The organism is Rubidibacter lacunae KORDI 51-2, from assembly GCF_000473895.1.
Classification (GTDB): Bacteria; Cyanobacteriota; Cyanobacteriia; order Cyanobacteriales; family Rubidibacteraceae; genus Rubidibacter; species Rubidibacter lacunae.
In genome coordinates, this window is sequence record NZ_ASSJ01000085.1 from 15916 (window position 1) to 40102 (window position 24187).

A 24187-nucleotide genomic window follows, 5' to 3' on the forward strand; every position below is an offset into this window, starting at 1 on the left:
GCGAGGCGACCTGAGGATGGGGATCCCACCCAGTTGCTCGGGGAACTCTCCCCTAGCGACCCTACCGGGTGACTTGGGACACTGTAACTAGTGACCGATTAAGTGCGTTTCCGCGCACGGGGGGCAATGCCCGTGGAGTACATTTTCTTTCTTGCTAATGCTAGCCTAACGCTGCGTCTGGTCCGCCATCTGAATCGAGAGGTATCATCATTGCCTCCCTGTTCGCTCACGGTGATTCACCGCATCGACGGGTGGCTCGTAAAAATCAAGTTCGATACGCAGCTCGCACCGATGCAGGCGGGCAATTTCCGCGCTTACCTCAGCGAAATTGGCATTCCCTTCGAGCCAGATATTCGCTTGCAAATGGCCTTCTGGAGCCTGGAGACCGGACAGTCACCCGTTGATGTCATGCGACGCTATCAACTGGCAATTGTGGCTCATGGCTATCCCGATCGCCAAGAAATCGAGACCTTCTGTCAGCAGTTTACCCGCGGGCTCGGCTACTGCCCCGAGACCCTGGCTTAAGAATTTGACCTTTGACCTGAAGACCGCCTCAGCCTGGCCCGGACCGCTAAAGCTAACAATCAATGCACCCCGTCCCTTAACGAGTACGGCGTTTTCGGGTTTCTGAGCGGAGGCGCGATTTTCGGCAACGACTCTCGTGGCAATTCGACATTGCACCAATAAATTTGCTAACGAGCCCAAAGGTTTTCCATTTTCGGACTCGTTTTGTGCGGGCGGTGGCTGCCAACGTAACTTGGAACGCCTGTGCTTGCGATTTAAAGGTGATGCAACCTGATTGAGCTGCGAGAGCATTGAGGGTTTTCAACGCGACCTTTTCAACCGCGACCCAGTTCAACCGCAACAACCAAGCACGCGCTTATAGCAATTGCTTGGTCCCCTCCGAAACAACAAACTCCCACGTCGGGCGACGAAGGAGTGAAGATGGCGATTACATCGCTCGGGCATCTGCACCAGCAGTACTAATCGAGGAAGCCCATCAGCGAGCCGGGATCGTCGATCTCGTTGGATGCCACCGGGCGGTTCCCGAAGTTGGAATAGTTCTCAGCAACTTTCAGAGGGCTTGCCGCAATCGGGCGGATACCTGCATCGGTGAAGCTGCCAACAGTTTGCATACCATTGGCAAAAATCGGCCGCTCTCCACCCAGAGAGCGGAAGGTGCCGGCAATTGCCAGGTTACTTGCCTCCACGGGACGGTTACCGATGGACCGCACGACTGCTTGCTTGGGCTGCAGCGAAAGCGCACCGCCTTGCTCGGACTGGGGCGCCGTTGTGGCGTTTTCGCTGCCGTTCTCTTGAATCTTCGTCTCGCTCATGGGAAATATCCTCGTAATTTCGCAACTGCGGCAAGCCTGACTCCCAGGCTCAAAACTTTAACTAAATCTTCAGCTTCGATTGCTCTGATTATATCGCTTAAAGATCGCGTAATGAGGCGTAAAAAAACGCAATGCTACTTACTAAGGCAGACACCGCACTCACCCACGCAAACTTGCTGAATGCCTTTCCAGGTAAGTCATCTAGCGTTCCAGAAAGCGCTTTCGAGAGCGATTGCACTTACTTTGCTTATCGCCGTAATGAGCAGAACAAAAGCGGGTGAGAGCCTCATCGCTCCTGGTGGCGGTTCGCCACAGCCCCTCGTTCGCCTCCGCCCGGTGGAATAATACTTTCCGGATTTGCCGAGTCCGGACGCAAGCCTCTTGCGGGCAAGTACCTACTCAAAATTTGCTTATAGGACCGCCCAAGCATAGCTATACTTACAGCTGGCTTTGCGTTGTGAGGCGAATGTGCATTGGTGGGGAACGTCTCAAATCTTTAAAGCTTGGGGGTTGCACTACCTGATGCTGGTGTTGCTGATACCCCTAAACTCCGGTGAAGGTCAGGTGGAACGTGGCGTGTTTGAAGCTTAGTAGCGCCTCCCAGCTAGCCCGGCTCAACGATACTGATTTGACAAGTCTGCTGTACCCAACCTCAGCGCATGTGATTCGCAGATTGCTCGTTACCGATCGCTCGGTTCGGTTATTATCGCCCAGCCTTCAAAGTTCTCGTCAGCACCATTCTTCAATACTGCCAGTCCCGAATCCTGCAGTTACTTTATTGGGTCTCTCGTGACCGAGCCCCGAATACAAAAAGATTGGGATCGCAAATTCGATCGAAGCCCCTTGCAGGATTGTTACGTGTTGTTTCGCTATCAGCAAGTGCTGTCAAGTTATCCTGTCGTCCGTCGGATATTTAGTTGCGAGTCTCGGTCGGACCAGCTGGTTCCATGCCGAGAGTTTTTAAATATTTACATTGGCCGAATTGCAGCTATCGATGTTGGGCTTGGGTGTGCTAATCCGCAATCAATTCGGCTCGCAACTGTCATTCCGAATGCTCGGTCTGATAAGGGAGGATGAACCCAGTTGAGAACTTTTGACTGACAATCGAAAGGCGACTTCGGACAAAGTGACTGCAAAAGGTGTATCCGAAGATACAGAAATGATGTGGGCAACCGATGAGAATCGGGTCGCTATGGCTGCAAAAGAGTGTTATCAGAGCTCTCGGCGGCAGGTCGATTCTTTGCAGTGAGTGGATGGCAAATTGCCAAGGTAAGGCCTGAAAAGCGCGTTTTCTGCGCTGAGGCTCTACGCTCGCAGCAGTTGAATTCGGATTATGTAGCACCCATTCGCCTTGACAAGGCTCCGGCGAGTGAGGTAGAGAATGTGACTTACTGCTCTAGTCTCAAAATCTAGTGTCAAAAGTTGTGTGAAAACGAGATCGGTGATGATGTCAAGACTGATGCAACGAAATTCGCAAGGTGTGAGAGAACGGCAACCGATCGCTCCTAATCGGTTCGGACTCTCGTGGCTTCTGCCCCGACGAGTCAAGCCGTATTGGCTCGCGTGTATTCCCCTCGCCGCTATTTTGGTCGTGATTTGGGACGGTGCTGCTGCTGCTCAGCATGCGCTCGACCTCGACACATTGGACTTCTCCGACCCTGCGGTGATTAAGGGTACGCTCGACGCGATCTTTATCTTTTTCTGCGCGGTGCTCGTCATCGCAATGAATGCAGGCTTCGGAATGTTGGAGACGGGTTTCTGCCGACAGAAAAATGCCGTCAACATTCTTTCGAAGAACCTCATCGTGTTCGGCATTGCGACACTCGCTTATTGGGCGATCGGTTTCGCGCTGATGTACGGCACTGATTTTCGTGGTTTCATCGGCACTGCAGGCTTCTTCCTGTCGAGTTCGGATCCGGCAACCTACGGTCTCGAACCGTTTCCAGCGGGACTGCCGATTTCAGTGTCCTTCCTATTCCAGGTAGCGTTTGCAGCCACAGCAGCAACGATCGTCTCCGGTGCTGTTGCCGAACGCATCAAGTTCACGGACTTTCTAATTTTCAGCTTCCTGCTCGTCGGTATTTCCTACCCGATTACCGGGCACTGGCAGTGGGCAGGTGGCTGGCTGTCGCAGCTTGGTTTTGCTGACTTTGCCGGTTCGACGGTCGTGCACTCGGTCGGTGGCTGGGCGGCATTGGTTGGAGCTTTGATTCTCGGTCCACGCCAAGGCAAGTACAATGCCGACGGATCGGTGAATGCGCTGCCCGGTCACAACATGAGCATTGCTATGTTGGGCTGCCTGATTCTGTGGATCGGTTGGTATGGGTTCAATCCGGGCTCGGAGCTGGCTGCAACCCCCAACGTGCCTTACATTGCCGTAACGACGACGCTCTCGGCAGCAGCGGGCGGCGTTGCTGCTACGTTCACGGCCTGGATTAAGGACGGAAAGCCGGACCTGTCGATGATCATCAACGGGATCCTGGCCGGTCTAGTGGGCATCACGGCAGGTTGCGATGCGGCTTCTTACCCGGTGGCAGTCTTTATCGGTCTGGTGGCGGGCATTATCGTCGTCTTCTCGGTAGCGTTCTTTGACTCGATCAAGATCGACGACCCGGTCGGTGCCATTTCGGTGCACTTGGTCTGCGGCATCTGGGGCACGTTCGCGGTGGTTTTTGCTGGTGGGGACCCGGTCGCTCAGATCGTAGGCATCCTATCGATCGGCGGCTTCACGGCACTGTTCAGCTTCATCGTGTGGACCGCTTTGAAGGCAACGTTGGGCATCCGCGTGACTCCTGAAGAAGAGCTGGAAGGTCTCGACATTGGCGAGCACGGTATGGAAGCCTATAGCGGCTTCGTTAAGGAAGCGGACGTGCTGGCAGGGAGCAGCTCCAGCGTTTTTCGCGGTGATGAGTAGTAATTAGCAGATGGTTTTTCAACGGGTGAGGCTGCCGATGCCCTCCCACTCGTTGTATTCGACTTCATGCATTTGGCGTCCCTGTCAGTGGCGGGGGCGCCTGTTTTGTAGGTGCTGAGAAGACCGACTAACGGCTGCTCGATTGCTTGCAAGCTTCGCAATTTTTACCTCGCGGCAGTGGAGGTGCTCTCAATCAGAACGCCTTTCTTGCTGTAAAACTGCCCAAGCTGCATAAGTGTGGCAAACGGCGTACCAGTTGAGGAAGAGGCGGGAGATCTCCAGAGCGAGGCGCGATCGCCCGCGCGCGCACAACCAGCTCAGCAACGGTGCAAGGGTGCGTTCGTTGAGGAGGCCGCCAAAGGTCAGCAACCCCCATAGCAGGCGGTGCACCCAAGTCATTTGTACCATCAGCCGCACGGCGAAGGTCGGATGCTTCTGGTAGAACAGCGCGCCCGTGCGACCGCGCTGCCGTTCGCGATCGATCAGCTGCGGCAATTGCTCGACTCGGAACGGAGGATGCCAGTGATAGCCAACGGCCTGCGGGCATTTGACGAGCCTGAGACCGAGCTGTTTGAGTCGCACGCCCAGTTCTAGATCTTCCCATCCGTAAAGTTGGAAGCGCGTGTCGAACCCGCCTGACGCCTCTAACCAGTGACGCGCGATCGCGACGTTGCCGGTAGCAAAGTAGGCCGCTGAGTAGTCCGTAAGTTTATAGGGCTCAGCCGTCGGCTGGTCAAAATTGTTGGTATTGACAACCCGACCGTAGGTAAAGACGCGATCGCCCCAACGGCGGCGAGCGTCGCGCAGGGCAGTTGCGTGCGCTTGAAGAAAGACTTCGGTAACGACCAGGTCGCTGTCGATGAAAATAATCTCGTTGCCGCGCGCGCTCTCGACGCCGAGGTTGCGGGCAGCGGCAGGTCCCCGGTGGTTTTGCTCGCAAACGCAAACACGCGCTAAGCCCGCAGATGCCAACCACGCTAAAGTCGCGTCGGTGGAACCGTCATCGACAACGATGACTTCATATCCGTCGACTAACCGAGTGTCGTACTGCTGTTCTTCAAGGGCGAGCAAGCACTTTTGCAAGATCGGCAGGCGGTTGTAAGTCGGAATGACGACGCTAAAGAACACGTGAGAGCCCTCTGATGAGGCGACCGACTCCAGATTCTAACGCGCGGCGCTATTGACCCAACTCTTGCGACGGGGGCGCACAGGCGATCGCATGCCCGGCCGAGGCGGTGCAGGGCGGTGGCAACAGCCACAGCGTGCCGATCGCACCGATGGCAACGCCGGTCAAACCAATCGCGATCGCGATTGGTAGGGTTACAACCCGAGTTTGCCAGGGTCGGGCAGGTCGGGTAGGCTCGCACTGCATGCGCTGCCAAGTCAGGAATTCTGCCGAGGGTTTGAGGCACAACGTCGGCAGCAGAGTTGCACCGGGATAGCGGTCTTGATGCGGTTCTAAGCGCTTGCGCGCGGTAAAGATCGATGCTAGCAACGAGCGATCGCGGGCGAATTCCCGAAAAAAGTAACGCAGAAAGTCCACTGCTACCGTATCGGGGACTGGCTCGCGCATGACGATACTTTGAGGCAGGTTGATTTGCGCCAGTTGGTATGCCAATCCCAACCCGTCGCAGGAGTTAAAAATGGCCAGCTGCAGTCCGTTATGAATCGCCGCAGCCAAAGAGTCTCGCAAGTCTTCAACTGAGAGGCGTTCGTCGCAGTCGAGTTCGAGCCAGCCAAGGCGTCCGTCCGAACGGCTGCCACTATGTCCGGTGAAAACGAAGATGTGATACCCGCACTCGTCCCAGAGTGCCTCGCAAAGCTCCTGGTGGCGCGGTTGGATGAGGGAACGAACCTCGGCACCGCGCGCTTCAAGCTCGCGAACGACAGCCAGGTCGGCCTTGGTGTCGATGCCGTCACCGCGACCGACAACAACCAACACGCGCGGACCGGTCGCCGGCAGCTGCGGCTCCACAAACGTGGGAGAGTCTTTGGGGGCTTGGAGGACGACTTCCGAATGGGGGTAGTGGGTTGCCAGCAAACGCCACGCTTGCCAGGGTAGGCGGTTGAGAGGGTCATCTTTACAATCGAGCAGGATGAAGATCTCGCCGTCACTCTCCTTGCGGTGCAATTCGCCGGCGTAGGCAATCAATCCGTCTCGGACGGTTTGCCAGCCGGAGCTGCTGCCGCGCTCGAGCCAACCATTGAGCTGCGCTTCCAGTCCGTCCAGGGCAGAACGTAAGTTGTCGAGCAGCCAATCGCGGTTTCCTCGCGCGACCGATAATCCCACGATGCGCGCGTCGTCGAGCTGGCGGTATAGGTGCTGGCAATCACGGAGTGCTTGGAGCAATTCCGGAGGCAGTGCATAGAGACAGCCTTCGAGTTCCTTTTCAGGCCGGTGCGATGCCGTCAGCGTCGCGCGGTAGCGATCGCCGTTTGCTTGCCGTAATTTCAAGCGCAAGTATTGCTCTGGCATGGGCGGGTTCCGGGCGAAGTCGGGACGCGATCGCGCAGCTGGCGATCGAGCGGGCAGTTGGCTGAAGCAATCGAGGACGGACGGATGCTCAGGCAGTGAATATCTCGCGGACCCTCACGTCATCGAGGTCCAGCTCCAAGTTAAATGGCTCGTCGGGTTGGCAGAGGAAGTCGAGTTGCAACCAGTTATCGGCATCTCCTGCACGTACCTGCAAGCTCGCCTCATCTGACGCGTCCAATAACGTGGCGCACAAGCCCGACGGCAAGCAATGAGCGTTCCCGCAGGGATAAAGACGCATACAAAGGCTCGTGCTGCGATCCGCGTGCAATGCTGCTTTCACGACGAGCACGATCGCTTGTTCGTCGCCACCGGTATGCCAACGCAGGACCTTACCGCGACTGATGTGGTGTGAAGCTTCGTCGGGAGCTGCCAACACCTCTACCGGCGGGGCTGCCGTTCGGAGCGTGCTGCCCGTCGCGGGTAAGAGGATGTCAGACGGCTCCCATTCGGGCGCGAAGATTCCCGCAAACCACTCCTGCAGGCGGGTATGACGGCTGGAGCGCTCCAGTACGCTGAGGAAGTCATCAAGCGACTGCAACTCCGCCAGCGGGACTTCATCGTCACTCCGGATCCGCTCGGGCGACACGAAGCCCAGCAGATACGCCCAATCCAGGCAATCGCCGATGCGCACGATCGCGCAGCCGAGGCAGTCATCGGCAAGGGCAATTGGCACGGTCGCGGTCGCGGCGGCGGGCAACACGGGGCAGCAGGCGATCCGGCCGCGGCCCGGCACGATCAAGTCGTTGACGTCAAAGGCGGCACGCAGTCCTGGCTGCCAGCATTTGCCCTGCTGGGGTGCCGTCGCGATCGCCAAGCAATTTAGGTATGTCCGAACGGCACAGACGGCCAGCGTGTTGAGATAGACCTGCTTGCCTTTCTGAGGTGTGGCTTGCTCGGTAGCAAATTGCTCGGCGTATCGGCGAGTATGGCGATCGAGGGCGATCGCAATCGGTGGCGGTGCAGTCGCAGCATTCATGGGAGAGGATCCAAATTGAGCGTGGAATTCAAGGTACGGACGAGTTCGGCTACGAGCGGGCGGCACTTTTTCTTCCAGTGCGAGTAGAGGGTTTGTTCGGGGATACCGTATTCGCGAGCGATTTGACGTACGCGTTGGGGGGGCTCCTGTAGAAGCAGGCGTGCGACCAACTCGCGGCAGTGACAGTCGGGGTGCTTTCCCGGGTGGCAATTGCTGAGAGTGCCATTGGGATCGCGTTCGAGATAGTCCCAAACCTTGCGACCGTAGCGATGACGAGTGGCAGCTTGCTGCTCGGCAATTTGTCGTTCGACCAGGTCGAGCTTACTAGCGGGGTCGGGTAGGAGTTCGATCGGATCGACATCGATCGCGTCGGTTTTAAGATTGACGATGTACTTGTCGTCAGAGGTATACAGATCGCGCACGCGCCACCGTAAATAACCGTTGACCCAGCGCACGAAACTTTCGTCTGCTGATACCCCACGCGGTTCAAAGGTATCGATGTTCTTGCAGACCCACTCGAGCGTGCGGTTATATGCTTCGGGATAGTCCTGGTGAGACGAGCGATAGAGACCGGGCAACCGCTGCATACAGGCAAGCAGTCGGTTGAGCGCTTTGCGTCGGGCAGGGCTTCCGGCCGGCACCCGACAGGTAGCTGCAATCGCCACCTGTAGGGCACTCTCGCCGGGGTCGCGATCGGAAGGCATGCGCGCAATCGTCATAAGCAGCATAGGCTGACAGCGTTTAGAATAAGCCAAGTCTTAGTCGGGCTTATCCTAATTCTGCTTGATTGTGACGCCCGAGCCACCGGCGATCGCGCGGTTTTCTTCCCTTCCCAGACTATTCGCCCGATGGTTGCACTGTTATGACCGTGCTGACTCCGAGGTCGAGCATCCCGTGGCTTCAGGTTCCGCCCGACAGGTGTTTACTGGCTCAACCAGGCGATCGCGCGGCGGATCCATTCCTCGGGTTGGGGATTGGCAAGTAAGACGCTGTCTAAGGCAAGAGCGGACAGGGCGTGTTCGATTTCGTCTTGCGCGTATCCAAGGGCTAGCAGTGTCATCTCTACGTCCTCGCGTAGGTCCAGTGCCGGCCCGAGAGCAGATTGACTCGCTGCCATTCCAGAAGCCTGCCGCCACTGTGCCAGCTTGGTCTTGAGTTCTAATGCCATGCGCTCGGCGGTTTTAGTCCCGACACCGGGCACTTTTGCGAGGGCATGTGTATCTCCCGCCACGATCGCTTCCACTAACCGATTTAAACCGAGCGTGTCGAGGGCTGCGATCGCGAGTTGGCTGCCGATGCCGCTGACGCTGACGAGCTGTCGGAATAGGTCGCGCTCGGCAGCAGTAGCAAATCCATACAGGACGAGCTGGTCGTCGCGAATTTGCTGGTGCGCGTAGATTTGTACGACTGCCTCCGGATCGGGCACTAGCTCGCGCGCCAGCCGCCGAGGAATTTGCAATTCGTAACCGATGCCGCCGACTTCCAAAATCAATAGCGTGCGGGTATTTCCACGCTTGACGATGCGGTGGACGGTGCCGCGTAGATAAGCAATCATGGCGATCTTGCTGGCGCGTGGGACTCGGTTGGGGCACCTTAATGTAGCAGCAATGTAGCAGCCCGTCAGCATGACTCTGCAACGTTGCAGGGAGACCACTCGCAATGAAGGATAGGAAAAAAGCAATCTACTAACGTTGCTGAATCCTTCGATATTTCCAGCTGCTATGGAGGCTGCATCCGGCAGAGCAAGCTATTCGCGATCGCCACTAGCTACGAATCGCCAGCAGCCTCCAGCCAGCCGAAGTGCTCCAGTCCTTCGAGGATGCCGGCCGCGTAACTAGCCCGGGTGCAATGTAACCTTGCAGTTTTGCGCTGAGCAGCGCTCCAGTCGAGTAACTCGGGTTTGGCATTACCGACAATGATTCCGAAAGGAGAGCCCGTTGCAAACAAAGCAATGTCGTTGCCCGAATCGCCGCAGACGATGGTGGAATTGTCGTCGAACTGCCACTGGTGTTGCAGGAATTGAACGGCTTGTCCCTTATCTCCCGCCCGTGGAACTAAATCGAGATCCTGCCCGCCACTATAGATCGTCTGTACTGACAAATCGGCCGCGGTAAATTCCTCCACCAAGCGCGCGCGCACGGCCGACCACGCATGCTCGGCAAGGAAGTAACTGACCTTGAAGTCGCCCTGCTCGGTTGACGGCTGCAGCATCAGCTCCGGAAGGTTCGCGCAAATAGCGACTACCGCCTGGCGCTTCCATCCAACTGACAGCCGTTGCGCCCATGTTGGGTCGGGTGCCGCTCCAACCGGATCGAGAGCGGGGTAGTAGATCTCGGTTCCGACGGAGGTTACGAGCGCGTCGGGCACGAGCAAGTCCTGTTCGCTGAGGAGTTCGCGGTATAGATGTGGCGATCGCCCGGTCGCGTAAACCAACCGCAATTGACCCCGCGACTGCAGCGCTTGCAGGTAAGTATTGAGAGCGGTTAGAGCTTTTGCATCCCCCACGAGCGTATTGTCTAAATCGGTGACTAGGAGTAGTGTTCGCATTAACTTCACATCAACATCTTGAGGTTGTAAGTGCGTTCGACCGAGTAGCAAGTTTGTTCTGAGTAGCTGTGGTTGCCGTCAGTAGCCTGCATGCTGCGACTGGTAGGATAAGGGCTAAACTACTTTGAAAATAATGTTTGAGAATGCAGTATGATAAAGCGCTTCTCCTGGGTTTTATCGCAAAAGCTTGCGGTCGGTCCGTTTCCCCACTCTGAGAACCAAGCGGGCTATCTCGCGCGCCAGGGGATCACGGCCGTACTGTGCTTGACCGAGCCAGACGAGCGCGACGTTCCATCCGGGATATTCAACCGCTTCGTATGGGAGCGCGTGGCCATTCCCGACGGCTTCACAGGGGGCGTTCCTGAAGTCGAGCACTTCACCCAATCCCTCGCCATCCTGACCCGCTGGCACCGCAAAGGTCACGCTGTTTATGTCCACTGCCTTGCCGGAGTCGGACGCTCGCCCTCGGTTTGTGCTGCCTACGTAGCGCGGACCCAATCTATCGATCTCGATTACGCGATCGCCCTTGTTAAACAGCAACACGAGATCGCCAACCCCGACAGCGCCCAAGTGGCAATCATGCGCGAGTTTCTCTCGCAATCGAACTCGTTCGAGGGCGCTTCAAATAATTAGCCAGTTGCCATGGGTCCATATTGGCTGGCAAGCAGCCAGTCAAACCAGAAGGCAGAGTGACACCCCTTAATGACTCGCCATGCTGGGTACGGTGCAAGTGATACATCAGCTTGGATATGGCACTTGAGCCTATGGAGCACAGAGCCAAATAACAATTGTGTGATGTGAGCAGGTGTAGTTGGTGCACGTGTATTTGCGAACGCGAGAAGGAGGGGATGCGATATTTACCGATACTGCATCGCTTCGTGCAACTAGAATCTAGTGCAGGTCTACTATGTCGCAGTCAGTTGCACGATTGAAGCGATCTTTTATTCCAGCGATGCTTTCCTAGTTAAGGTCCTGGCAACAATCTTGATTTTTCTGAGCCAAGCGAAAGTTGAACTGACAGGGTTTACCTTTAGAGGCAGATGCTTTTCGGCTATGCCCGTGGCGATACTTCGTGATTAAACTTTAAGCGATGGATGCGCGCTAGCAGGTCTTGGCAAACGTTCGCCGCTATCCAGATGCCGGAACGTTCTGCCAGATCGTCGATGGAGGCGATCGCGACGTATTGTGCCTTGAAGTTCCGCTGGACGCTGCCAATGATGGACTCGGTGGTAAATCGACTGCGAGTTCCGTCGAGCCGAGGTTCGTCAATCGCTGCGGTCAGAAGTTTGCCGAATACCTCGGAGCGATCGCGCCGATTCTCAGCAAGAGTGTGGTCGACGAGCATCCAGCGCTGTCGCCACCAGACGTACAGGAGGGCCTGTCCCAGTGCATTGGCGATCCGCGTCATGCCGCCGAGTTCAAGCAATGCATGCAGCACTAGCCCGAGCGATCGAGCGGCTCCACAACAATTCTGACAGCAATTCAGTGGGTCGTCTCTAGTAGCAAGGGCGATTGGAATGATTTGGTGCCTCTCGTTCAGCAGTCGTCTACGGCGTGCTCCACATCACTCAGTCCGGCAATCACTACCGCGTGCTTCTGAAATCAGAGCAGGTAGGGATTTAAGCTGGGAGCGGATTTACGGTCCGTTTCTACAGTAAGGATGAGCGGGGTGACCATCGATTTTCGCAATGCTAATGCGCTTTGGAGTTCGGTGTTGGTCGAAGCGCTGGTGCGATCTGGCGTCGCGACGGTAGTTGTGTGTCCTGGCTCGCGATCGGGTCCGCTGGCAGTGGCCTGCGCGCGGCATCCGCACATCGAAGCGATTCCCGTGCTGGACGAGCGGTCGGCTGCCTTTTTCGCCCTCGGAATTGCCAAACGTATGGGCAAGCCAGTCGGATTAATCTGCACGTCAGGAACGGCAGCAGCAAACTTCTATCCCGTAATTGCCGAAGCCCACGAGAGCCGAGTCCCTTTGTTGGTGTTGAGTGCCGATCGCCCGCCGGAGTTGCGCGACTGCCGCGCAGGTCAGGCGATCGACCAGGTAAAACTTTACGGCACGTATCCCAACTGGTATGCAGAGTTAGCGCTTCCGTTTGCGTCGCTGGACATGTTGCGCTATCTGCGGCAAACAGCAGTTCAGGCAGTGCGACAGTGTCTGCAGCCGCATCCGGGTCCGGTACATCTCAACGTCCCACTGCGCGATCCGCTCGCGCCCGTTTCCGAGCCGCTGCCAGCAGAATTGGAGGGGGCATTGGTTAACTTCTGCGACGAGATCGTGCCCCCGCAACGGCTCGAACCGAATGCTTCGCTGCCTTTTTCGGTGTGGGAGCAGGTAGAACGCGGCATCATCCTTGCGGGAGTCGCACAGCCATCGGAGCCGGAGCTGTACGCGCGCGCGATCGCCGCCCTCGCTGTGGCCCTGGGCTGGCCGGTTCTGGCAGAAGGCTTGTCGCCTGTTCGCAACCGTGCCGGGCTGAATCCCTATCTGGTAGCAGGTTACGATGCAATCTTGAGGGATCGTATGCTGGCGCGATCCTTAGCCCCCCGGCAAATCATTCAATTCGGCACGCTACCGACGAGTAAGGAACTGCGTGCGTGGTTGGCTGCAGCCGATGCGCAGTGTTGGATCCTCGACGCGCGTTACGACAACCTCGATCCGCTCCACGGCCGCACGACGCATCTTGCGCATGCGCCACAACTACTGGCACGTTCTCCTGCTCTAGCTGCCCGGTCGCCGCGCCCACCATCGAGTTATCTCCGTCAGTGGCTGGTTGCCGAGCAACGGGTGCAGACAGCAATGGCACGCACACTGTCCGACTTAGATGCTCCGTTTGCTGGCAAGATTGCCTGGCTACTGGCGCAGCTTTTGCCTCAGGAAACTCCTATCATCGTTGCCAATAGCACGCCCGTCCGCGATGTGGAATGGTTCTGGCCGCCAGGCGATCGCCGCATGCACATGTTTTGTAATCGCGGAGCAAATGGCATCGACGGTACGCTCGCGACGGCGTTGGGAATTGCACATCGCCAACAAAGTAGCGTGCTGCTGACAGGCGACTTAGCACTTTTACACGATACAACTGGGTTTTTGCTCCGCGATCGCTTCGTGGGACACTTGACAATCGTGCTAGTCAATAACAATGGTGGCGGTATTTTCGAGCAACTTCCGATTGCACAGTTCGACCCGCCGTTCGAAGAGTTTTTCGCCACGCCTCAATCTGCGAACTTTGCGAAACTCTGTGCGGCTTACGGCGTCGAGCACTGCCACGTCCGTGACTGGTCGCACTTCGAAGACCTCTTAACCCCGTTACCGACAGACGGCATTCGCCTGTTGGAATTTCACAGCGATCGTCGCGCCGACGCACGCTGGCGGCAGCAACTTCTGGCAAAATTCTACAGCCAATAATCCTATGACAGTTGAAGAGCTTGTTCGAGGTATTCAAGGATAGAAACAAAGATGAATCGCAACTGCTACACAAAGACTTTTCGGATGCCCCTGTCTGTCGCCATATCTCCAGAAAAGTGAGTTGAAGCGAACCAGCCAAGTCACGTTTCATACAAATCTGGGAGACTGCTCTCCGTTCCCGACCTTTTTAAACTCGATACAGCGCAGTTTTCTCGACTCGGTTGCGATAGTGTTCTGGCGAATTTGATATCAGCCATGGGAGCGGCGACCAAGGGTTTCCGGAAATGGCTAAGGCTGTCATCTTGGGACAAACGCATACTCTGTGTATCAGCTCGAAATTCGCAATAAGAGAAACTCGAGCTGATGTTGGTTTCGAAAAAATTATCTGCGTTCTAGCACACCCGATCGCTGAACCTCGAATTCGGTCTTGGCAGAGAAATATGTATGCATTTGCCCAAGCCTGGATTATTCACAAAGATTTTTACGAAGCCTCAAACCCTTGCTCTGACTAGGCTCCAATCTACGCGTATAGAAACACACTGTCATTGAGCAAAAAAGTCTGCAAGCCTTGCACGGCAAAAGATTTAAGGTCTCCGCAAAAGAGTTCATCAACTATCCAGGTTAGTGCTTTGCCAAGTCCAATATTTAGGGTTGTCGATCTCTGGGAACTATTTTTAAAAGGGTTCGAGAGGGTGAGAACTCCAAAATCATTTCTTGGCGCAGCCCTAAATGCTTATCTACAAACGCTGTGATAGCATCCGAAATGCTTGGGCGATTGCACTTGGTTGGAACCAATCGTAATAAGTTATCACTTGATTGCAGTAGAGTTCCGGGATCGCCAGCAATTATCAAGCTAAGACCCGTTGCCTAAATGTCGGTCGCGCAGTCCCGCACGCGGCTGCTGGAACTCAACTGCATAGAACATTTCAATCCGATTGCTCGAACGGTTCGGGAACATATCACTTCAAGCAGTTACCAACCGCCACGCTCCGTAGCGCTGCGCGTAATAGTCCAGTATCGCGAGCAACCGATTGCGATCTTCCGCTTCCATCTCAGGACAATGCACGCACAAACCACCAACCTGGCTTTGCCGGTACTCGAACTCAAGCGATCGCTGAGGCAGAAGCTCCACGTCCGCCCCAGCTATTTGACGAAGCTGCGACGTAGCCTCACGGTAAACTGCCAACGGCAAGCGATTGTTCTCGATACAAAGCCTGCCTTCATTCAGCTTTAAGCCAAGCCAATCGTTCGACACTAAACTCATTTATTGATACTACTACTGTGACGCAAGTGCGCCGGAGAATGGCTCGGGTGGCGGTGGCGGGAGCGGAATCGAGCTAACCTGCCCGGCAGTAGGAATTAGAAGCTGGGTTGAGTCCTCTGTTGCTATTGGAGTTATCGGCTCCTGCTGGTTTAAGGGCTTAACTACTTCCATTCCAATTTCCTCAAGGACAACAACCGGTTCGGGCTCGCGGTTCATGTCGATACGCTTGACCAAAACTCGTCCATCGGCAACGTATTGACCCTCGAAGACATAGCGGCTGGAATTTTCGCCCGGCGCCAAAAGGATCGCCATTGGCGTTCCACCCACATTTAAGGCCCCAGTCACGCGCACGGCTCGAGCATTAGAGGGTTCCGCATCCGGAGTTGCAACAAGGGGCGCAACAGGCACCTCTGCGGGTATAACGCTATCGGGGCTAATCCCAACCGGAAATCCAGCGAAAGGATCTCTTCGATCCTGACCGGGTTCGCCCCCTCGTTGTTGTACTAGCTTGTCGGGATCGGTAGGTTTTCGCAACCCTACAACCGGACGGGCAATCACTTGTGGTTGCTCTTCCTTCTGCAATTGCGCAGCTGCTGCCTGATTCTCGACGGGAAGGTCTGCTGAGGGCTTCTCCTTCTTCGCAGCTTCAGTTTTATTCAGACTCTCGGCAAGCTCATCTTCTGATGGGATCGTGCAACTTACACTACTAAGAAATAGCAGACCGAGGGACGCTGCACACACAACCTTACGCATAATCGTTTCCACTCTGACGTTAACGGTTTGGGTTGTCTGTCCCCGCAGGGCACAAAGGCTTGCAAATAACATCAATAACTTTAGTTTAGCCTATGTTCCGACCAGCGCCTAGCAGATCTCAGTCAACATAAGCCTCTTTAGCATTCCGAGACCTTTTTTCATTCGACGGGAGACGGTAACGACGCTAATACCCAACAGTTCGGCAACCTCTTTCTGGGTCAAATCGTGCAAGAAAACGAACTCAAGAACACTGCGCGTTCGTCCCTCAAGCTGTAACAGAGCTTGCTGCAGACGAAGGCGATCTTCTTGAGCAAGTTGGAAGCTGCGGTATCGAGCGTCGGGTACTAGGTCGCCAAGACTGGTCGAGCTATCCTCATCGCTGCCCATCGGCATGTCGAGACTGAGCGGTTCGCGATTCTTCTCGGCAAGTTTGATCTCTTGCCACTCGCGCGGGGTAATACCTAGTTCTTCTGCAATTTCATTGTCCGTCGGTTGCCGACAGAGTCGCTCGCGCAGCCGGCGGGTCACGCCGCGTGACTGCTGGCGCAATTCCAGCCAGCGTCGGGGGATCCGAACGGGACACCCTTTATCGCGCAGGTAGTGCTGGATCTCACCGCGAATGTAAGGAATAGCAAACGAACTGAAAGCATGACCTTTTGACAACTCGAAGCGCTCGATTGCCCGAATCAACCCCAGAGAACCAACCTGGAGGAGGTCGTCATAACTCTCGTTGCACTGGTTAACCCAATGATGTGCCTCCTTACGGACCAGCCCGAAGTTTAACTCGACAACGCGGTTGCGAAGTGCCGGGTCGCGCGATTCCTGATACGAGCGCAGAAGGTGCAAGCTGTTGTGCTTGAGATCTGCTTTTACCTGAGTGACCATTACTCGACTCGTCGGTAGTGGTGGAGCAACCTTTCGCCGCACCCGAGCGGTCGAGCTCGTGCGGGCGTTGCAGGAACGACCGTCTAAGAGGGAAAGACCTACGGATTCATCGCTTGAGCATGGCTACACATTGAACATTGAACATGGCTTCACAACAAGTTCCCTTAGATTCAACCCTCAAGGTGAGATTGTATGTTGCGCTCCGAGCTATTGACAACAGTACAATTCACGATCTTTGAGGGCATCATTTATTGCACGGACTTGCTAAGTGCTGATAGGCAAGCTGTTATCTTGAAACACAACCGCCTCCGCAAATCCCCTACATTTTTTGCGCTTCTACAGCCCTAACGCGAGATCTAGTTCGATAAAGTAGGCAACACCAAATTGAATGATTTCTGACGGTAGATAAATTTAAAATTTATATTAGAAAATAATCCTATTCTGTCATCAGCCGCATTGCATTTGTCGCATTGCATTTATAGTTGGCATCGATCTTTAAGTATGAGTGTTATGTTGCAGTTGCAGCACGCAGACGTCGTCCAACGCAGAAATCGAGATTCGAGAATAAATTGCACAAATAAATCAAGAGGCACGATTTCGTGCCTCTTTGGAAATGCAGCCAGTGCGCAAACTCTCACTGGCTGCAGGGAAGTCGGAAGATGCATTTAGCTCTCGAACGAGCTATCTTCAAGTACGGCGTAGAAAATACCCCGGATCTTAACTGCTTCCGGCTCCTGAGCGCCGAGATCGGTATCCGACGGCTGCTCGCTTTCAAACGTCCCGGCAATCTCGCCTGTATCGCTGTTGACGCGCTGGACCTGCAAGGAAATGTCGCCCGTGCCGCGATCTACACGCTTGACGTTTGCTCGCTCGAGATCGTCAATATCGGCTTGTGCCGGTAGGGCAACCGCATTGTCGTAGCCGCTGGCTACACCGCGCCCTTTCGGATCGAGGAAGACAGCTCCTCGGTATGACGGCACGTTGAACTCGCCGCGGAGGTCGGTGGAGGTATTGATAACTGCCTGGTCAGCCCCAGCCTTGGCGACAAGGTTTTTGATCGTAAAGAGGAACGGCACCTGCTCCCCACCCGGGAGCAGGACGGTAATGGGCTGGAAGTCGATGCCCCCGCGTTCGAAGAATGTCAGACGACCGTCATCGTCGACTTTGAGGGTCCCGTCAATCTGATCGAGGGTCGAGGTAGCGCGCGTCAGGAGCTTGCCGGGAACGAACTCGGGTTCTCGGCGCGAGTTCGCAGGCTCTTCCTCGATATAAAACTCCGTCGGTTGCAGGCACATATCGACGAGTCGGTAGGTTTGACCGGGACCGATCGGGATCGAGCCTCGACTGGTCTGCACTAGTTGCGGGCAGGTGTTTGCTAGCCCTGTTCCGAGTACCTGATCGTACGTAAGCTGACTTTTATCGACTAATTCCGACGGTGCCTCGCTGCAGGCTGTCAGTATGCCCAAGCAGACTGCTAGCAAGGCAACAATGAATGCACGATAACTCATGGTCGTCCTCGTGTGCTGTTTCGCTCGATTCCAAAAAAAAGCTGTCGTTGCAGTGTCATTCGGGAGGGAGCTGGGTAGGATCGTGGTGGCTTCCGCCTGCAACCTTACCGCTCGCTCGACCGACGATCGACGAGACTGCGTTGCGTCTCATCTGCCGCAAAAGTTTATGAATGTCAAACTATTGGCGGTCCACTTCAATTAGGCATTCTACACTGGCATACCGTTCTATTCGCGACCGAGCGGACGTCCATGAAGTTTTGTAAACACGGTGAGGCAGCCAATGGTAGCGAGTAGCAAGCGACAGCGGCTGGAGTTAGAGGCTGAGTTGGCGAGCCTCTGCAATCGCGGGTTAGAGTTGGCGCGGCGAGAGCGCGAGGACTGCCGCGCTCTCTTGTCAATTTTGAGGGGATTGGAAACCTTGCACGGTCGGATTCGCGAGGAGCTATTCCAAGACGCACTGCCTAATTCGCGTCACGATCTATATAAGCTACTGCGTGAAATTGAGGAAAATGGAGGCTGGCCGTACATCGAGCGTATGCGGCTTCGACAACTGCTAGCCTGTTTGGCGGTGGAAGACACTACCTCAGATCCTTCGGAATTGGGCCGGTAGCAACCGGTCTCGAATCATAATCAATGATGTTAGGATGTCGCCATTCTCGAGCGATCGCTCTGCAAAGAGGTAGAAATAATGGCGTTTGCAGTTGCTCCCATCAAGTTCGGGACGGACGGCTGGCGGGGTCGCATCGCCGCTGAGTTTACGTTCGAACGCTTAGTGGCAATTGTCCCGCTAGCAGCGCAGGTTCTGTCAGAGCAGTACGGAGCGATCGCCCGCCAACCGCAATTGATTTTCGTTGGGTACGACCGACGATTCCTGGCAGAGGAGTTCGCACGCATAGCAGCAGAAACGTTAGCTGAATTTGGATTTGCGGTGCGTTTAGCTGACAGTTATGCGCCCACGCCGGCATTGAGCTGGGCGGCGAAGTCAGAGGGCGCGTTGGGAGCCTTGGTTATTACTGCCAGTCACAATCCGGCAAATTATCTGGGTTTGAAGGTTAAGAGTGCGTTTGGCGGCTCGGTGCCGCCAGCAGTGACGCAGGAGATCGAGGCACGCTTGGGAAAACCGCTGGTTGCGTCGACCGCTGTGGGGAGCGTGGAGCCCTTCGACCCTTGGGCAAGCTACTGTGCGGAACTGCGGACGAAAGTCGATGTCGAAGCGGTCCGAGCAGCGATCGCCGCTCGGAAGTTGGGCGTCTATGTGGATGCAATGCACGGAGCAGCGGCTGGCGGATTGCAGCGCTTGCTCGGTGAGGGCGTTGAGGAGTTGAATGGAACGCGCGATCCGCTGTTCGGCGGCCATCCGCCAGAACCGCTGCCGCCCTACATTCCCGCCCTGTTCCAACGCGTGCGAACGGCGGCCAAGGCACAAGAGGCCGAGCTGCGGGTGGGGTTAGTATTTGACGGTGATTGCGATCGCATTGCCGCAGTAGACGGAGAGGGGAACTTCCGCAGCTCCCAGGTGCTGATTCCGGTGTTGATCGATCACCTGGCAACCCGGCGCAGTATGACCGGTGAGGTGGTGAAAACCGTTAGCGGATCGGACTTGATCCCGCGCTTGGTGAAGCTATACGGACTGCCTTTGCATGAAACGCCCATCGGCTTTAAATACATTGCCGATCGCATGTTGGCGACGCCGGTGTTGGTTGGCGGCGAGGAATCGGGCGGCATCGGTTACGGAACCCATACGCCCGAGCGGGATGCTTTGTTGTCGGCGCTGTACGTGCTCGAAGCCGTGTTGCAGTCGGGGCAAGATGTAGGAGCGATTTACGCGCGATTACAAGAGAAAGTGGCTTTTGCTACGGCTTACGATCGCGTCGATTTACCCCTAGCAGGTCATGATGCTAAGGAACGCGTCCGGCAAATTCTCAAAACGCAGCCGCCAGCAGAGATTGCCGGGCAGTCTGTCGTCAATTGTCTTACAACGGACGGATTCAAGTTCCGGCTGGCCGATGACAGCTGGTTATTGGTGCGTTTCAGCGGCACGGAGCCGTTACTGCGGCTGTATTGCGAAGCATCAAACGACCTGCAGGTTCGCAAAACGTTGGATTGGGCGAAGTCTTGGGCAAGCGAGCTCTGAACTCACAGCAGCTTCATTAATTGGGATCGCAATCTCTAGGAAATGCCCCCCCCGGCTGCTGCAGACCCTTAGTTTGCTATCAGACAATTCCCAGCTTCGAGTCCAGTGCCGAGCGAGCATCAGGATGCCCCTTTATGCGACTTTCTGCCATTCGACATCGTCTTCAAGCGATCGCCGCTGGTTACATGTAATGTTTTGTGCGGCTGGGTCGGAACCGCTCGACAACTCTCCAGACGCAAATGTTAGTGTGGTCTATGAGAGTGAGTAGCGGCAGCAGAATTCCTTTTTAGTTCGCGGTTTTCCGTTTGGTCTGAAATTCAAGGTTCTCTCCGAAATTCCAATCTCTACATTCAATCTCTGACGGAGAAAACCCATGGCAATTTATGTAGGCAACCTGTCCTACGACGCTAGCGAGCAGGACATCACCGATGTGTTTGCCGAATACGGTCAGGTTCGACGCGTTCACCTGCCCACCGATCGCGACACCGGACGGATGCGCGGATTTGCATTTGTAGATATGGAGACGCTGGCCCAAGAAGACGCGGCGATCGACGCTTTAGACGGAGCTGAATGGCTCGGTCGAGCCCTCAAAGTTAACAAGGCAAAGCCGCGTGAAGAACGTGGCGGCTCGTTCGGTAAGCGCCGATACTAAGACGTTGAAGCACGATGCCGTAGATCAGGCTTCTGCAACGTAAGTATTTGCGTACCGTCGCGGCCCTCAGAGACTAGATCTCTGAGGGTTTCATTCTTTTGGTTTTTCAGCAGCGAACCGGGCATCTGTTTGGAAAGATCGCAGGTGCCTGTGGGGTTATGGGTTGTCTGGCAGCGACGGAATAGCAGTGTCCTCAGGCAGGCTTTCCACAGGGCGGACGATGGGAGTGGTTGAAGACTCCAAACCGAGATCTTCTCCGTCGTCAACCCCGATCGCACCTGGTTCAAAAATCGCCTGCAGGGCACCTTCGAGGGTGTTTGCCATCGCAATGCGGTTTTCGAAGACGACGATGACCCGCACCAGCGTCGGCAGGCTATTGCTCTCGGCTTCGAGGTAGACCGGTTCGACGTAGAGCAGGGAACGCTCGATGGGAATAACCAATAAATCCCCTTGCACCGCCCGCGACCCCTGTCGATCCCAGAGTGCGATCTGCTGCGAAATGATCGGATCTTGATTGATTAATGCTTCGATCTGCTCCGGCCCGAAAATCAAGCGCTGTCTGGGAAATTGGTATAGTAGCTGCTTGCCGTAATTGCGGCCGTCCGAACGCCCCGCTAGCCAAGCAATCATGTTATTGCGCTCGGTTGGGGCAAATGGCATCAGCAGCACAAATTCCTCCGCTTTTTCCATCGGGAGTTTCATGATCAAGTAGTCGGGCTTGACGCTCTGGACCTTGCTGCCATAAACTTCTCGCGGAATCTGCCACTGGTCCTCGCGGTTATAGAACACTTGCGGATCGGTCATGTGATAAGCCAGCAACTGCTCGGCCTGAACTTGGAACAGGTTAAGCGGATAGCGGATGTGAACGCTTAAGGGCTCGGGCATGGCGTCCAAAGGCACGAACATGTCGGGAAAAATGTCGCTCCAGGCGCGCGCGATCGGATCTGTAGGGTCGGCAAGATAAAACGTCACGTCACCGTTGTAAGCATCGACGACGATCTTGACGGAGTTACGGATGTAGTTGAAGGTATATTTGCCCGGATCTGAGTAGGGATACCGATCGCTAATCGTATAGGCATCGACGATCCACTTCAGGTAGTTTTGGGACTCACGGTCGGCTGCCGAGCCAGTATCGGCCGTAACCAGGTAAGGATCGCCGTCGAAGCGTAGAAAGGGCGCGATCGCCTGAATGCGCTGCTTGATATTGCGGCGCATCAGCAGCATCGTGTCCGGCGTCAGGTTGCGAGTCAGCAGCATTTGCCAATCTTTGAGATATGACGCGAACAACAACCGCCGCTGCAGCGATCCGACTGAAATGCCGCCCGAACCCGCGTAGGTGGTGTAAACGTTGTCTTCACCGCTGGGGAAGTCGAGCTCGAGCTTTCTGGTGTTGGTCAGAATGTAGGTATCGGTCAGCTCGCCAAAGTAGATACGCGGCAAGCCGATCGGAATACTGTCGCGGATGGACTCGCTAGCAGTTTCTAGGTCGCCAGCCTCAGCCCCCGTGGCAATGTCTTTAACAAAATATTCGGGCAAGCCGCCTTCACCCACTTGGTTGACCGGAGACAGGGTGAAGCCATAGCCGTGAGTATAGATCAGATGCTTATTCAACCAGGTTTGGGCTTGAGCGGGGACAGCGCTGAAGTCCAGTTCGCGGGCGGAAATTAGGACTTGCTGGCGCTCAGTTGTGGGATCGCCCGCCAGGGGGTTGCGCAGCAACGTATAGCGATCCATGTCGGCGTCGGGAAATTTGTAATAGAGTCGAATTTGCTGCAGCTGGCGGTTGGTTGCCAGCAGCGTACGTGCGTCCCACAGGCGGATATTGCGGATCGTCCTACTGTTCCGGCGCAAATCGTCAGCGGTGAGGTCGGCTTCAGGATCGAAGGTTTGTACATCGATCGCGTCGAGTCCGAATGCGGCACGGGTGAGCTTGATGCTGCGCTCGATGTAAGAGAGTTCGCGGTCGAGCTCGTTGGGTTGCACGTTCACGCGCTGCACGACCGGACTCAGGGTTGCGCCCAATAGCAAAGCACAGACGTAAAGTGCCAGCCCGACCCACGGCGATCGCCCGAGAATGCGCCGCCGCCCGAGCAGGGGAGTCGCTCGCAGCATCAACCATATCGCCGTTGACGCTGCAATTAAACTCAGGACGGTTTCGGTCGGCAACTGGACGGCAATGTCGGTGTAGCTTGCGCCGTAGGTAACCCCGCGAGCGGAATAAAGGAGTTCGAAGCGCGCCAGCGCGTGGCGCACTGCCAGCATCATCGACACCACGCTGCCGAGGAAGTATAGGTGGCGTAGTTGCGGATAGCTGAAGCCGAGAAACTTGCCTTGAGAAATGCTGTTGCCTGCGAGCAAATAAATCAGGCTTGCCGACAGCAGCGCGTACCAAAACAAACCGCCAATGAAGAAGTTCAGCAACTCCCAAATCGGCAATTTGAAGACATAAAACCCGATATCGCGACCGAACAGCGGCTCGACACGCTCGAATGGCTGAGCGTGGAGGAACAACAGCACGCGCGTCCAATTTGCTGCCACGATTGAGGCGAAGAAAATGCTCAGCAAAACGGCAACGGCGCGCAGTATGAGGCGGTGCCGCATCAATACGAGCATCACGAAAGCGATCGCGCCCAAGGTTGAGACTGCAGCGGTTGTGAGTTGCTGCCAGAGTCGGCGGAGAAAGGAAACCTCGAACAGCGGCCGCTCTCCCAAGCTGGTGGGCAGCGTATAATTCTCTGGATTGCCTGGAACGGAGATCGCACTTCCCGCCGGCGGCAGGGACCAATCCGTTCGGAAAAAACTCCCGCCGATCTGCAGGTAGTGCAGCATCAATAAGCTGATGGCGATTGCCAACACGACCACTACCGGCAGAAGCACGCGCAACCGCATGCTGCCGACGGAGACTCCAGCACCACGAGCGCGATCGGATGCCGGAATGGCTGTTGTGGCATCGGGGCAGATACAGCGCTCGGCCAGTTCCAAATTGCCCAATAAAAAGACAGCCGAGCCGATCGCGATCGCCAGCCACAGCCCGGCTTGCGTTCCCATTCTTAAGAGGAGGAGTGGCAGGTATCCGACTTCCTGGAACCAAAGCACTTCAGCCGTCGTGCGAACTGCAAGTTCGCCCAGGAGCAAGGTGCCGACAACGGCGAGGGCAAGGCGCGCGAGGCGGTTCTGGAACAGCATGGTCGATTGAGTGCGAGCGATCGCGCTGCGGTTACGGCACCCGTGCAGCCCGGAGACGCGATCTCGTTGGAATGATTGCAGCTTACTGCAGC

21 protein-coding genes are annotated in these 24187 nt (G+C 55.9%); 9 read left to right on the forward strand and 12 right to left on the reverse strand.

Features of this window, described 5'->3' with window-relative positions; translation table 11 throughout:
- Positions 1 to 132: 132 nt before the first annotated feature.
- Complete coding sequence (locus KR51_RS16410; protein WP_040656606.1) at positions 133 to 525, forward strand: hypothetical protein; 393 nt, start codon at positions 133 to 135, stop codon at positions 523 to 525.
- 458 nt (positions 526 to 983) lie between these two features.
- Here KR51_RS16410 and KR51_RS16415 read toward each other — a convergent pair whose 3' ends face one another.
- Entirely contained in the window at positions 984 to 1337 is a 354-nt protein-coding gene (locus KR51_RS16415) for a hypothetical protein (protein ID WP_022609277.1), read from the reverse strand.
- Positions 1338 to 1805: 468 nt separating this feature from the next.
- On the opposite strand from KR51_RS16415, the gene KR51_RS21060 reads away from it, so the two are divergent.
- Complete coding sequence (locus KR51_RS21060) at positions 1806 to 1928, forward strand: hypothetical protein (protein ID WP_022609279.1); 123 nt, start codon at positions 1806 to 1808, stop codon at positions 1926 to 1928.
- Between the two features lie 889 nt (positions 1929 to 2817).
- Positions 2818 to 4251: an ammonium transporter gene (locus KR51_RS16420; protein ID WP_051358268.1), complete on the forward strand. Its 1434-nt coding sequence runs from the start codon at positions 2818 to 2820 to the stop codon at positions 4249 to 4251.
- 189 nt (positions 4252 to 4440) lie between these two features.
- Here KR51_RS16420 and KR51_RS16425 read toward each other — a convergent pair whose 3' ends face one another.
- The 6 genes from KR51_RS16425 to KR51_RS16450 form a co-directional block, all read right to left on the reverse strand.
- Entirely contained in the window at positions 4441 to 5379 is a 939-nt protein-coding gene (locus KR51_RS16425) for a glycosyltransferase family 2 protein (protein WP_022609282.1), read from the reverse strand.
- Between the two features lie 49 nt (positions 5380 to 5428).
- Positions 5429 to 6727, reverse strand: a complete 1299-nt coding sequence (locus KR51_RS17760) for a CHAT domain-containing protein (RefSeq protein ID WP_022609284.1) — start codon at positions 6725 to 6727, stop codon at positions 5429 to 5431.
- Positions 6728 to 6815: 88 nt separating this feature from the next.
- Positions 6816 to 7763: a DUF1822 family protein gene (locus KR51_RS16435; protein WP_022609285.1), complete on the reverse strand. Its 948-nt coding sequence runs from the start codon at positions 7761 to 7763 to the stop codon at positions 6816 to 6818.
- Positions 7760 to 8482 carry a hypothetical protein gene (locus KR51_RS16440; protein WP_232214640.1) on the reverse strand — a complete coding sequence of 241 codons (723 nt, stop codon included), beginning with the start codon at positions 8480 to 8482 and terminating at the stop codon, positions 7760 to 7762. Before KR51_RS16440 ends, KR51_RS16435 begins: the two co-directional genes overlap by 4 nt.
- 203 nt (positions 8483 to 8685) lie before the next feature.
- Complete coding sequence (gene ruvA, locus KR51_RS16445) at positions 8686 to 9318, reverse strand: Holliday junction branch migration protein RuvA (protein WP_022609289.1); 633 nt, start codon at positions 9316 to 9318, stop codon at positions 8686 to 8688.
- Positions 9319 to 9530: 212 nt separating this feature from the next.
- A complete protein-coding gene (locus KR51_RS16450) occupies positions 9531 to 10310 on the reverse strand; it encodes a sucrose-phosphate phosphatase (protein WP_022609290.1) in 780 nt (259 codons plus the stop codon).
- 150 nt (positions 10311 to 10460) lie between these two features.
- Between KR51_RS16450 and KR51_RS16455 the strand changes: the two genes are divergently transcribed.
- The 3 genes from KR51_RS16455 (at position 10461) to menD (ending at position 13713) form a co-directional block, all read left to right on the forward strand.
- Complete coding sequence (locus KR51_RS16455; RefSeq protein WP_022609291.1) at positions 10461 to 10943, forward strand: protein-tyrosine phosphatase family protein; 483 nt, start codon at positions 10461 to 10463, stop codon at positions 10941 to 10943.
- 478 nt (positions 10944 to 11421) lie between these two features.
- Positions 11422 to 11751, forward strand: coding sequence for a hypothetical protein (locus KR51_RS19975; RefSeq protein WP_156915167.1), 330 nt, complete (start codon positions 11422 to 11424; stop codon positions 11749 to 11751).
- Positions 11752 to 11979: 228 nt separating this feature from the next.
- On the forward strand, positions 11980 to 13713 hold the full coding sequence (gene menD / locus KR51_RS16465; RefSeq protein ID WP_022609292.1) for a 2-succinyl-5-enolpyruvyl-6-hydroxy-3-cyclohexene-1-carboxylic-acid synthase: 1734 nt from the start codon (positions 11980 to 11982) through the stop codon (positions 13711 to 13713).
- Between the two features lie 964 nt (positions 13714 to 14677).
- Here the strand turns inward: menD and KR51_RS20790 are convergent.
- From KR51_RS20790 to psbO, 4 genes are all read right to left on the reverse strand, one after another.
- Complete coding sequence (locus tag KR51_RS20790; protein ID WP_022609294.1) at positions 14678 to 14977, reverse strand: hypothetical protein; 300 nt, start codon at positions 14975 to 14977, stop codon at positions 14678 to 14680.
- A 12-nt stretch (positions 14978 to 14989) separates the two neighbouring features.
- Positions 14990 to 15289, reverse strand: a complete 300-nt coding sequence (locus KR51_RS19985; RefSeq protein ID WP_156915168.1) for a hypothetical protein — start codon at positions 15287 to 15289, stop codon at positions 14990 to 14992.
- Positions 15290 to 15838: 549 nt separating this feature from the next.
- Positions 15839 to 16615, reverse strand: coding sequence for an RNA polymerase sigma factor SigF (locus KR51_RS16480; RefSeq protein WP_022609296.1), 777 nt, complete (start codon positions 16613 to 16615; stop codon positions 15839 to 15841).
- A gap of 665 nt (positions 16616 to 17280) precedes the next feature.
- Positions 17281 to 18123, reverse strand: coding sequence for a photosystem II manganese-stabilizing polypeptide (psbO, locus tag KR51_RS16485; RefSeq protein WP_022609298.1), 843 nt, complete (start codon positions 18121 to 18123; stop codon positions 17281 to 17283).
- A 280-nt stretch (positions 18124 to 18403) separates the two neighbouring features.
- Between psbO and KR51_RS16495 the strand changes: the two genes are divergently transcribed.
- From KR51_RS16495 to KR51_RS16505, 3 genes are all read left to right on the forward strand, one after another.
- Positions 18404 to 18733, forward strand: coding sequence for a hypothetical protein (locus KR51_RS16495; RefSeq protein WP_022609299.1), 330 nt, complete (start codon positions 18404 to 18406; stop codon positions 18731 to 18733).
- Between the two features lie 78 nt (positions 18734 to 18811).
- Positions 18812 to 20257, forward strand: a complete 1446-nt coding sequence (locus KR51_RS16500) for a phosphoglucomutase/phosphomannomutase family protein (protein WP_022609300.1) — start codon at positions 18812 to 18814, stop codon at positions 20255 to 20257.
- 373 nt (positions 20258 to 20630) lie between these two features.
- Positions 20631 to 20909, forward strand: a complete 279-nt coding sequence (locus KR51_RS16505) for an RNA recognition motif domain-containing protein (protein WP_022609301.1) — start codon at positions 20631 to 20633, stop codon at positions 20907 to 20909.
- A 156-nt stretch (positions 20910 to 21065) separates the two neighbouring features.
- Here KR51_RS16505 and KR51_RS16510 read toward each other — a convergent pair whose 3' ends face one another.
- Positions 21066 to 24095: a UPF0182 family protein gene (locus KR51_RS16510; RefSeq protein ID WP_022609302.1), complete on the reverse strand. Its 3030-nt coding sequence runs from the start codon at positions 24093 to 24095 to the stop codon at positions 21066 to 21068.
- Positions 24096 to 24187: the final 92 nt, after the last annotated feature.